The organism is Streptomyces sp. NPDC007095 (assembly GCF_040634475.1).
Classification (GTDB): domain Bacteria; phylum Actinomycetota; class Actinomycetes; order Streptomycetales; family Streptomycetaceae; genus Streptomyces.
Genome location: NZ_JBEYFS010000061.1, coordinates 44,514 through 55,320, shown reverse-complemented (window position 1 = coordinate 55,320; position 10,807 = coordinate 44,514). Strand labels below are relative to the sequence as shown.

Here is a 10,807-nt window from a genome sequence, read left to right as displayed (position 1 = left end):
GCGATCGCCGCCTCGAAGGAAGGCATCCACAAGGTGATGTGGATGTTCAACCCGAGCAAGATCACCGCATTCCTCGACTCCCGCTCCCGCCACGCGGCGACTCCGCCCTGTGCCCGGTGATGTGCGACTGCGCCAGGCGTGACGTGGCGCTCGTCGTACGGTCAACGCAGGACCCGACAGTGTCCGCGTCGCGTCGATGGCGGCCGGTGCGAGCCAGTGCATCCGGGTCACGCAGAGGCGCTGATGCAGCCGGCCTTCCAGACAGGGCACGGACGGCGGCAGGTGCGAAACGGACACTCACCGACCCGGCACACTTCTGCGCGGAACCCGTGCGGCGGGTAAACACCTCATGCATCCAAAGAGACCGGCCCGAGGACACCGGACGGAGCCTTCCCGCGCCCGGCGTGGGGGCCGACAGGAAGGGCCTCCTAGAGACCGCGACCACCCGCCTTGCCCCGGGCTGAGTCCGAATGAGGCCCACGGCGGGTGACGGCGGTGGAAGCAGCCGTAGGGCACGGCAGGACAGTGTCCAGGCGGTCGCCCAGTGGGCGTGCCCAGCGTGGCGGGCAGTGGCTCGCGGTGATCGTCCAGGAGCACCATGTGCAAGAGAGAGCCGATCGCAACGAGCGGCGATCGCAGGTTCCGTGGGAGGGCCGCAGCAGCGCCCAGAAACGATCAGAGCCAGCCGTCGCCCTGCTGTGACGGGCCCTGGTGCGAGCCGGGATCGCCGGGGGTGGCGGGCTGGTTCCAGGAGCGTAGCTTGTCGGGATTGAGGACAACCCAGACCTGCGCAACATGGTGGTCGGCGATGTCGAGGCTGATGACGGCGGCGACGCGGTGGCCGTAGCGGGCTATGAGGCCGGTGCGCCCGTTGACGGAGTGGGTGGTCAGGGTGGTGCGGGGGTGGCGGGCGAGGAGTGTCAGCAGGCTGTGGGCGACCTGACGGCTGCCGTGTACGGGCCTGCTCAATGCGCGGACCTTGCCGCCGCCGTCGAAGAACGCCGTGGCGTCCGGGCACAGCAGCGACTCGAGCCGTTCGGCATCCTCGTCCACGCAGGCCTGGCGGACAGCGCGGGCGAGGTGATCGTAATCGCCCGGCGGGGTGGGGCGTGAGCGCTGCCTCCGAAGACTGTGGCGAGCCCGGTCGGCAAGCTCGACGCACTCAGACTCTGGGCGTCCCACGATGTCGGCCACCGAATCGGAGGCCATCCCGAACACGTCATTAAGCACAAACGCCGCCCGCTCGGCCGGCGACAGAGAGTCCAGCGCGTTCAGCAGAACCCGGCTGACCTCCTCCGCCAGGCTCGCCTGCGCCCCCTCGGCGTCTCCGTTCTTCGTATGGTGCTCCTCTCTCTGATCCCTCTGGTCGGCCGCACCCCGGGGGTGAGCGAGCAGGCCCAGACAGATCCCGCCCGCGGTCTTCGCGAGCCAGTATCGGGGAGCTGTGATCCGCCCACGCTCCGCGTCGGACAGCCCGTACCACCGACGGTAGGTCTCACCGACGACACTCTCCGCGTCCCGGGAGTTGCCCAGCATCCAGTAGGTGACTTCCAGCAGGTGCCGACGCTCATCAAGCAACTCCGCGACTGGCACCACGTCAGCATGACCCATACGGCGTCCTCCCCCTCACGAGGCACAGCACAACACGGCCGCACACGATGATCCCTTCAACCTTCATGAGGGCCTCAGAGAATTCTGCGTGCCGATGGCAGGGCGCCACCGGCAGCTCCTGCGCCCGGCAAAGAGACTCCAGCCACCGATGGCTGAGTCCTCGCACACGACACACATCCTTCGTTCCTCGGCTCAATCCTTTGACCGGGCATGCACACGTCTTGTGACATCAGCTGTCCCGCGCGCTCCCACTTGCTGACCGACGCGCACAGCGCCCCGCTGTGCGTTTCACAGAACCTCTTCCATCCTGTGCCGTGGGGATGAAATGGGCTGGTCAGGCGGGGCCACATCGCCACCACGACGACGGAACGCTGGTTCAGAATCGCGATCAGCACCGAAGCCACGCAGGGGCACCACAGACGCGAACATGAATGGTGACGGAAGATGCACTTCTCCAGGACCTGTGGTTCCACCAGGTCGAAGGCGTTGTGGTCGAAAACGTGGCGGTCGACGGCGAGTTGGTGGTCGTGCAGGCCCGCACCTGAGCAGCACGGGCCGTGTGTCCTGCTCGCGGGACGGCATCGGGCCGAGGGCGCAGTCGGTACGTACGCCGGCTCGCCGACGCCGCAGTCGGCCGGCGTCACGTGCTGATCGAGTAACAGGTCCGGCGGCTTCGATGCCGCGACCGCGCCTGCCGGCAGGCCACCCCCGGCGCTGAGGTGATCTTGAGCCTCCCCGAGGTCGGAGACGGCCGCCAGCGGTTCGCCGATGCCGGCCGCATGAATCCATACGCGGGGTCCGCCCTCGTCACCCGCGCATCAGGGAATCCACACACGTGACGTGCTCCCGGACAGGGGCGGCAGGAAGACCTAAAGGAGTCCTTCGTACTCCTCTCTTGTCACAGATCCAGTTCCTCTCCTGTCTGATATCGGGAGGTGTCAACACACATGAATCGAACGTGGAGCAGCACACCAATTCCTTGTGCAGCCAAAACTGTTGGGTTTGCCCCCGCGTCCCGGCAGACCGTGTGGCGAGAACATCTGGAGACACTCAGAGCTGCGATAGATTTCAACGCACTGATCGCCCAGGAAAATGCATCCCTGGAACGGGGTCTGCTTCCTGCACCGGCACTGCGCGAAGACAACTTCTCGGCCGCTTCGTGTTACATTCCAGGACGGCCCCACGCACTGTTGTGCGGTGACTTCTACGACATTGTGCAAACCGAGGATTCGACCGTACACGTGGTCTTGGGAGATGTCTCCGGACATGGGGCAGCTGAGGCTGCTCTAGCAGTTCACCTGCGCGTGGCTTGGCGGACTGCCGTTCATTGCGGCAAGACCCAGTTCGAGCAACTGCGTATCCTGGAAAAGGTCCTGATCGATCAGAGAACGGACGACGACACCTACGCCACTGTTGTGTCGCTGGTGTTCCCTCCAGGGGGATTGTCCATGAAAATGATGAGCGCAGGGCACCCGGGGGTTCTCCTACGCAGCCACGGGGAAGTCCGCTGGGTCGAGCCTCGGACCGGCATTGCCCTGGGCCTGCTCCCGGGATGCCAGGACTGGACTCAGACCGATGTCTCGCTTTCCCCGCGCGACAGCGTGGTTCTCTTCACGGACGGACTGTTCGAGGGAAGGACTGGCCCCTCCACAAGACTTGGCGAGGAGGGCCTGCTGCGGCTGGCGCTGCGGCACGGACACCTGCCGGGGCAGGAGTTCATCGACGCCCTGGTCCACGGTGCTGCGTCCAGGGCGGCGCCCTTCGGGGGCCTGGCGGACGACGTGGCAGTTCTTCATCTGGGCTGGAACGCGGGGAATTGACCGCCCGTGTCGGTATGCCGTTCGCCGCCTCGATGCCGGACACCGCCTGGCCAATAGGCGGGACCCCGCCAGACTCGCCGGCGCCCTTTAACCGCCCCGGTTTTGATGTCAGCTACTTGTTTCGACACTTCGTCAGTGGTTCGCTTTCACTAGCCTTTCCGGTCCCCACCTGACGCCTCTTGGACGCCTCTTGGACGCCTTTTCGCCGACGCTCACCACGACGGTCTTCAGCCAACGCAGCTTGAGGCGGTTTGGCGCCTCCCCCCGCAGGGCGACGCCGAAGGGCCATAAACCTTCATCATCTGCACAGCACAGCATCAAGTGGGTCTACCTACATCAACCTCACTCTCCGCGCTCATGGCGCACTTAAAGATCAAGCTAAGACTTGTCCCGTAACTGATCTCCGACAGCAGCAGCTGGATCCCTGCGCTGGGGGGTGGCTCCGAGTCGTTGACCGGACTACGGAAGGACACGCCGGACGAGTACGCATCCCCCGCTTGGTCTGGTCGGTAGACGTTGCGCATCCCGACGACGAAGGAGCGCAACGGAGTTGAACGAGCAATCCCGTGACGTCCGCGCCATCCAGCTTCCGCAGTGGGGGCGGGTGGCTACGGACTCAGGTGTCGTGCCCTGGCTGGTCTTCGATGAGGAGGGGAAGGCCGTGCAGCCGGTCCGCAGGTTCCTGATCGACTTCAGCGCCCGGGACAACCGGACCGGCAGCGTGCGCAGCTGCGCCTACGACCTGCTGCGCTGGTGGCGGTGGCTGCGGGTGATCGATGTCGAGTGGAACCGCGCGACCTCGGCGGAGGTGCGGGACTTCGTGCTGTGGCTCAGGGCCGCGACGAAGCCGCGCAGGTCGGCGCGTACACATTCCGCGTCGACCGCGGGTACCACGAATCCGATCACGAAGAAGACGTACCTGGACGACCGCTACAAGCCGCGGACGATTCGGCACAGCAACGCGGTGCTGCGCAGCTTCTACGACTTCTGGATCGAGTCGGGCGGCGGCCCGCTCGTCAACCCGGTGCCGCTGGCGCGATCCGACCGGCGCCGGCCGCATGCCCACCACAACCCGCTGGAGCCTTTCCGACGGGGCGAGGGACGGCTGCGCTACAACCCGAAGGTGCCCCGGCGTAAGCCCCGGCAGATGCCGGATGAGCGGTGGAACGAGCTGTTCGGGGCCCTGCGCTCGAACCGGGACCGGGCGATCCTGGCGCTGGCGGTCAGCAACGGCGCCCGGGCGTCCGAGCTGCTGGGTGTCCGCGGAGTCGACCTCGACTGGGGCGACCAGCTCATGCGGGTCGTGCGCAAGGGCACCTTGGCCGAGCAGTGGCTGCCGGCCATCCCGGAGGCGTTCGTCTGGACTCGCCTCTGCCTCGCCGAGGGACCGCCGACCGATCCCCAGGCCCCGCTGTGGTGGACCCTGCGCCGCCGGGATCACGGTGAGGGGCTGGCCTACCAGTCCATGAACTACGAGGCCCTACGCGCGGTGCTGTACTGGCTGTGGGTTCGCATCGGCTGCGGCTGCCGGGCACGGGATGATTCCGCCGAGGCGGAACACCTGGGCTGGGCTACCGATCAGCTCTCAGGTCCTCGAAGTGAGCGCTGCGATCGGGCGCAGGGTTGAAACCGTGCCAGATAGGCGAGGGTCGAGCCGCTCCTGGTGCTCAGATGCAGGCCGGACGCGTCGGCGAGACGGTGCAGAGGGCCGAAGGGGATCCAGTGCCGGTCGAAGAACTCGCCCACGACCAGCCGTCCTGCGGGGGTGAGTACCCGTACTGCCTCATCGAGCACCCGTTGCGGTTCCGGGATCTCGCCCAGTGCGGTCACCAGATACATGGCGTCGAAGGTGTCGTCGTCGAAGGGCAGCTCGCGGGCATCCGCATGGGTGGGCACGATGTTGGGTACTGCGCGCTGCCTCGCGCGGTGCATCACGTGGCGGAGCATCTCGGGTTGGATGTCGAGGATGTCGAGCTGCCCGTCGGGCCCGAGTTGCGGTGCGATGTGCAGCGACTGCAGTCCGGTGCCGGGCCCCACTTCGAGGATCCGCTCGCCCGGGCTCGGGGTGAGCACCGCGTCGAGCCGGGCGGATGTGAGGAACGGCAACGGCAGTTCCAGCAGGCTGCGTTGGGCGTAGGGGTACGGCGCCTTGTCGCCGAACCACCAGGCGCCTGCGGCGGCAGCGGCACTGAGGGCGCAGGCCCAGCGCAGGCGCGGTGCGGTCAGGACAGCAGAGCCCATGGTGTTCTCCAGTTCTGTGGTATCCGTGGTTGCAGCCCGGGTCGGTGTGGCGGGTTTCATGGGGTGCGGGGCAGCGCTCGAACCGCCAGGCGGACGCATACCGCTGCGAGCGGAAGTTCTGCGAACAACGCCATGACCAGCGCCGCGCGCAGTTCGCTCCCGCTGGCCGCGGTCATCGTGTCGAACCAGGCGTCGACGGTGAGCAGGGCGGCCGTCGCGGCGGCGGCCGGTGCCAGTCGCCGATCCCCGCGGGTGGCCAGCAGACCTGTGGTGATCAGGCCGACCGCCTCCAGCGCGTCCAGACCCACCCAGGCGGCGGACCAGTGCGAGGCACGGAAGGTGGTCGGCAGGCTGGTGGCCAACACGACGAGCCACGGCAGCAGCGCCACCCCGCAGCCGGCCAGGACAAGACCCCGCCGTCGGCCCGGAAGGCGGTCCGGACGACGGCGCTGCGGGCTGGGGAGCGATCCCGTGCGCGGGCCGTGCGGCCTGCGTACGCCGCGCTCGGCGTCCGGCTCCGGGAACAGTTCGATGATTTCCTGCACGCCCTTCAGCCTGAGCCGCACAGCGATCACAGTCAGTAATGCCGGGTGCCGTTCTCAGGGTGGTGCCAGCTTCACCATCGATCCGGATGCACGGTGCATGGCATAGCCCTCGCCTGGCGTTTTACCGTCGAGCCATGACGATTCCCCGGACGCTGCGGCGCAGAGTTGTTCGGGTCCGGCGGGACACCGGTTTCTTGGCGACCGGGATTCCGCTGCACCTTGCGCTGGTGCCGTTGTGGAGCTGGATGGCGAGTATCCCGAAGTCGAGGGCGTGGCCGGTGCTCCCGCTCCCGTTTGTGCTGATCTTGCTCGGTGTGCTTGTGCTCACCGCTGTGCAGCGACGCCGTTACCGGGTGCTGCTGGGAGTGGGGATCCTCCGGCTGCCGGCCGCGCGCGAGCAAGGGTGGCTGAGGCGCGCTCTGCGGTGGCTATCCGTGGCCCAGACCTGGCGGCAGGCCGGATACCACCTGCTTGTCGGTCCGCTCCTGGCTGTGGTGGAGCTGGGGGTGCTCGCTGCGTGGGTCGCGGGCCTTGCTGGCGTCACCGTCAACGGGTGGGCCTGGATGTTGCCTGTGCAGGTTCGCCTGGACCATGTCGACTACGCGACCCAAGCGGTGTACTACACCGCGGCCGGCGTGCTGCTGCTGTGCGCCGCACCCTGGCTGACCGGGCCGGTGACCCGCGCCGAGACCCGGATCGCGCTCGCGCTGCTCGGGACCAGCCGCTCCCAGCAGCTTCAGCAACGTGTCGAGCACCTGTCCGAGAGCCGCACCGACCTGATCGACGCCGTCGATACCGAACGCCGCCGCATCGAACGCGACCTGCACGACGGCACCCAGCAGCGCCTGGTCTCCCTCGCGGTCAACCTGGGCCTGGCCAAGGCCACCCTCACCGACCTGCCGGACGAGGCCCGCACCGTGATCGACGAGGCGCACCGCGAGGCGAAGGAGGCCATCGCCGAACTCAACGACCTGGTGCGCGGCCTGCACCCGGCCGTCCTCGAAGACCGCGGGCTGGACGCGGCGCTGTCCGGGCTGGCCGCCCGGGTACCGATCCCGGTACGGCTGCGAGTCGACCTCGAGGAGCGAGCGGCGCCCACCGTGGAGTCAGTCGCCTACTTCGTGGTCTCCGAGGCGCTCACCAACGTCACCAAGCACGCCCGCGCCACCCGCGTGGACGTCACTGTCAAACAGATCGGGAGAATGCTGCGCGTGAACATCACCGACGACGGGATCGGCGGCGCCGACACCTCCACCGGCAGCGGACTGAGCGGGCTGGCCAAACGGGTCGGTTCCGTCGACGGCACCTTCCACATCAGCAGCCCGGTCGGGGGCCCGACCACCATCGCCGTGGAGCTGCCATGCGAGCCGTGATCGCCGAGGACTCACTGCTGCTGCGCGTCGGGCTCGTCAAGGTCCTGGAAATGGCCGGCTTCGAGATCGCCGCCGAAGTCGGCGACGCCGAAGCCCTGCTTGCGGCCGTCGAGGAACACCGGCCCGGGCTGGCCCTGGTCGATGTCCGCATGCCACCCGGCTTCACCGACGAAGGCGTGCGCGCCGCGCTGGTGATCCGTAAGCAATGGCCACAGACCGCGGTGGTACTGCTCTCACAGTACGTCGAGGAGCGGTATGCGGCCGACCTGCTGACGGCCAACACCAGCGGCGTCGGCTACCTGCTCAAGCAACGCGTCGCCGACGTGGAGGAGTTCGTGGCTTCCGTTCGGCGGGTTGCAGCCGGGGGCACGGCACTGGATCCACAGGTGGTCGCCCAGCTGCTCGTGCGCCGCCGCAGTGACCCGCTCGATCGGCTGACGCCACGCGAACGGGAGGTACTCGCCCTGATGGCCGAGGGACGCTCCAACACCGGGATCGCCGAGGCCCTGGTCGTCAGCGACAGCGCAGTGGCCAAGCACATCAACAACATCCTCGCCAAGCTCGACCTGCCCGCAGCCGACGCCGACCACCGGCGCGTTCTCGCCGTCCTGAGATTCCTCGGCGCTTCCCCGACCTAACCGACCCGCCGCCCGCACCCCTACCGCCGTTCGGCCCAACAGACCGGCAAGCCAACAAACGACGTCTCGCGGACACCGAGCCACGTGGAAAGCGGTCCCGCGGGTGGCTCTCATTCTCATTGCCCCGGTGGCTCCGAAACACCCTGTCGAGAACAGGCCGCCGTTCTGCCGCCGGCAGAACAGCGCGGGTGTTCCTCTGAAATGCGGAGATGGCTCACGATCCGCCACAAACCCAGTTCCCGCGGCAGCGGTTTCGGATCACCTGGCGGCCCCGGCCGCTCGGAGTGTGAGCTCAGTCGACTCGTGTTCTATTCCCTGATCGATCAGCCGGACCGCGGCGGTGAAGTCGCCCTGCTCGGCGTGTATGTCGGCCAGGTCGAGATAGAGCGACCAGTTGGCCGGGTCCAGGGCAAGAGCGCGCTCGAACGCCGCCGCAGTCTGTTCAGGATCACCCAGCTTGCGCCACGTGCCCGCTCGCACGACTTCCGTCAGCATGATCCGCTCCACGGAGTCCGCCTGGTCGCAGAGGGCAAATGACGCATCGGTGAGACCGCATGTCCGCAGCAAGATCGCCATCTTGGCCAACGCCTCCGGCGACGGCTGGCGGGCAGCGACCGCGTCGATGGCTCGGAACCAGGGCCGGAACCGTTCCCGCATGCTTTCGGTGTCCAGACCATGGCCATAGTCCATCGTTCGCATTGCGGCCTCGGCCAACGCGTCGGCACTCACCACACCGAGAAATCGTGCATCGCTGAACCAGGGGGCTTTGGCCCATGCGATGTCGGGTTGCACACCCGTGACCGATCCGATCGCCTGCGCCGCACCGTCCATGTCCCCCTCAAGGAAGCTGATGTACGACTGCGCCAGTACCGTCCTCAAGGAGTCGGCACCCTGAACGACCTCGGCCAGTTCCGACGGCCTGTCCCTCCACAATTCGGCAAGGACCGTATAGGGCTCGGAGTCCTCAGGTGCGGAGGCGATGGCACCCGCCAGATAGTGCACGGCTGCTGCTGGACTGCCCCCGCAGTGCGCCAACACCTGTGCGAGACCTACTCCAGCTGCTACCGCCCGATTCGACATCGTCCGAGGGTATCCCCGACGCCCGACGCCCGACGGCCGTCTGTCGGCCCGCCCCCATGGCTCGCTGGACACGATGCCATGATCTTCTTGTGGCAGGAGTGACTGCAGCGTCGGGACCTTCCTGGATAGCCCCGTTCCGTCACCGGCGGCCTGGGACCGAATCAAGCATGAGCGGAGTGAGCCTCGGTAGCTCAGTTCATCGTCCCCAGCATCACAGCGACACACAGCATCACAGCGGTGATCAGAGCCATCGCGGTCGCCGTTCCGCGCAGCCAGTGTCTGAGGCGCACGTGGTGCCGCTTTTCCACCAGGCTGATGCGGTCCGAGATGTGCTCCGTGACCATACGGGCGACGTACTTCTGCTCGTCGAGATACCACCGCTCGATGTCCGTCTTCTGGTCCTGGGTCAGCCCTGGGGCCCGCGCGGTGAAAGCTGCCACACGCTGACGTGCTGCTTGCAGATGGCCCTCCCGGTAGAGGTACATCTCGATGTCGGTGAGGCCGCGTTCGGCCTCCCTACTCGCGTCCATGCTGTCCTCCAGCGGGAAGGCGGGAAGGCCAGTTGTGACGGTCCCGGGAACCAGGAGTGAGCCGGTTGTCGAGCCAGTCACCGTAGTGAGTGGGCGCGGTGTAGGCATCGGCACCGGGAAGGAGGTCATGACGTCGGAGTCTGGCGCCGAAGTAAGGACTGCGGTCGTCGGGGAGCAGACGGCGGTACTCCCCGATGTCGGTGAGGGCGGCACGAACGAACGTATCGAGCCCGAACTCGTCGGGGCCGGCAATCTCACGAACACCGAGGAGAGGCCTGAAAGAAGCAGTGTGAGCCACGAGTGTGGCGACGTCCGCGCAGGACACCGGCCGGATCTGGACGGGCGCCACCCAGATGCTCCAGTCCTCTGTGGCAGCTTCGGCGATGTCACCGGCGGACTCGAACAGCTGGGTCGTACGGATAATCGAGTAAGGAATCCGAGACTGCCTGATCAGGGCCTCCTTGGCGTACAGGGCTCGGAAGTAGCCACTCTCCCTCAACCGATCCACGCCGACCACGGACAAGGCGACATAGTGTTTTACGCCGGCGGCGGCCGCCGCCGAAACCATGTTCGTCGTGGAGCGGCACAACGTCTGCATGACTGCCTCCTCATCGATCACGAGGCCGAAATCCTCAGTGAGGACCCCGTCATCAAGTGAGGGCGGCCCAGACAGGTCGACCACTACGGAGCAGTTCTCAAGGGCCTCGGGCAGGCCTTCTCCAGTAAGGATGTTGACGCCGCTTGAAGCGGAGAGCAGATCGGCCTCATTCCCGTGCTCATTGACTCTGGCAACAATCTCCGCCCCTGTGGATCCACCGGCGTCGATGACAACGACCTTCATAGAGAGAAGCCTTCCCTTCACACAGAGACCGCCCTGGGATGCAACCAAGACGTCATCCACGGCAACCTTTTTCGTGAGTCTTCAGATCAAATGGACCGGGCGGTCTGCATGTTTGTCGCACTCACCGG

General features: G+C 66.9%; 9 protein-coding genes and 1 pseudogene. 4 read left to right on the top strand and 6 right to left on the bottom strand.

The window, feature by feature from the left end:
• Window positions 1-675: 675 nt before the first annotated feature.
• Window positions 676-1,611 (bottom strand): RNA polymerase subunit sigma, encoded by a 936-nt coding sequence (locus ABZ656_RS22105; RefSeq protein WP_101401136.1) that lies wholly within the window; start codon window positions 1,609-1,611, stop codon window positions 676-678.
• 1,025 nt (window positions 1,612-2,636) lie between these two features.
• On the opposite strand from ABZ656_RS22105, the pseudogene ABZ656_RS22100 reads away from it, so the two are divergent.
• Window positions 2,637-3,431, top strand: a pseudogene (locus tag ABZ656_RS22100) (PP2C family protein-serine/threonine phosphatase); the annotation flags it as partial.
• A gap of 550 nt (window positions 3,432-3,981) precedes the next feature.
• Window positions 3,982-5,058 carry a site-specific integrase gene (locus tag ABZ656_RS22095; protein WP_218977863.1) on the top strand — a complete coding sequence of 359 codons (1,077 nt, stop codon included), beginning with the start codon at window positions 3,982-3,984 and terminating at the stop codon, window positions 5,056-5,058.
• Here ABZ656_RS22095 and ABZ656_RS22090 read toward each other — a convergent pair.
• Window positions 5,010-5,672, bottom strand: coding sequence for a class I SAM-dependent methyltransferase (locus ABZ656_RS22090; RefSeq protein ID WP_101401134.1), 663 nt, complete (start codon window positions 5,670-5,672; stop codon window positions 5,010-5,012). The genes ABZ656_RS22095 and ABZ656_RS22090 overlap by 49 nt on opposite strands.
• A 56-nt stretch (window positions 5,673-5,728) precedes the next feature.
• Complete coding sequence (locus ABZ656_RS22085) at window positions 5,729-6,217, bottom strand: hypothetical protein (protein WP_360269952.1); 489 nt, start codon at window positions 6,215-6,217, stop codon at window positions 5,729-5,731.
• Window positions 6,218-6,351: 134 nt separating this feature from the next.
• Between ABZ656_RS22085 and ABZ656_RS22080 the strand changes: the two genes are divergently transcribed.
• A complete protein-coding gene (locus tag ABZ656_RS22080; protein WP_360269950.1) occupies window positions 6,352-7,590 on the top strand; it encodes a sensor histidine kinase in 1,239 nt (412 codons plus the stop codon).
• Window positions 7,578-8,228, top strand: a complete 651-nt coding sequence (locus ABZ656_RS22075) for a response regulator transcription factor (protein WP_101401131.1) — start codon at window positions 7,578-7,580, stop codon at window positions 8,226-8,228. Before ABZ656_RS22080 ends, ABZ656_RS22075 begins: the two co-directional genes overlap by 13 nt.
• 258 nt (window positions 8,229-8,486) lie before the next feature.
• Here the strand turns inward: ABZ656_RS22075 and ABZ656_RS22070 are convergent, their stop codons facing one another.
• The 3 genes from ABZ656_RS22070 to ABZ656_RS22060 form a co-directional block, all read right to left on the bottom strand.
• The gene (locus ABZ656_RS22070; RefSeq protein WP_360269948.1) at window positions 8,487-9,230 is read right to left on the bottom strand and encodes a tetratricopeptide repeat protein; all 744 of its coding nucleotides are present in this window, start codon (window positions 9,228-9,230) and stop codon (window positions 8,487-8,489) included.
• A 269-nt stretch (window positions 9,231-9,499) separates the two neighbouring features.
• Window positions 9,500-9,838, bottom strand: coding sequence for a hypothetical protein (locus ABZ656_RS22065; RefSeq protein ID WP_101401129.1), 339 nt, complete (start codon window positions 9,836-9,838; stop codon window positions 9,500-9,502).
• A complete protein-coding gene (locus ABZ656_RS22060) occupies window positions 9,825-10,739 on the bottom strand; it encodes an NAD(P)H-binding protein (RefSeq protein WP_360269946.1) in 915 nt (304 codons plus the stop codon). Before ABZ656_RS22060 ends, ABZ656_RS22065 begins: the two co-directional genes overlap by 14 nt.
• Window positions 10,740-10,807: the final 68 nt, after the last annotated feature.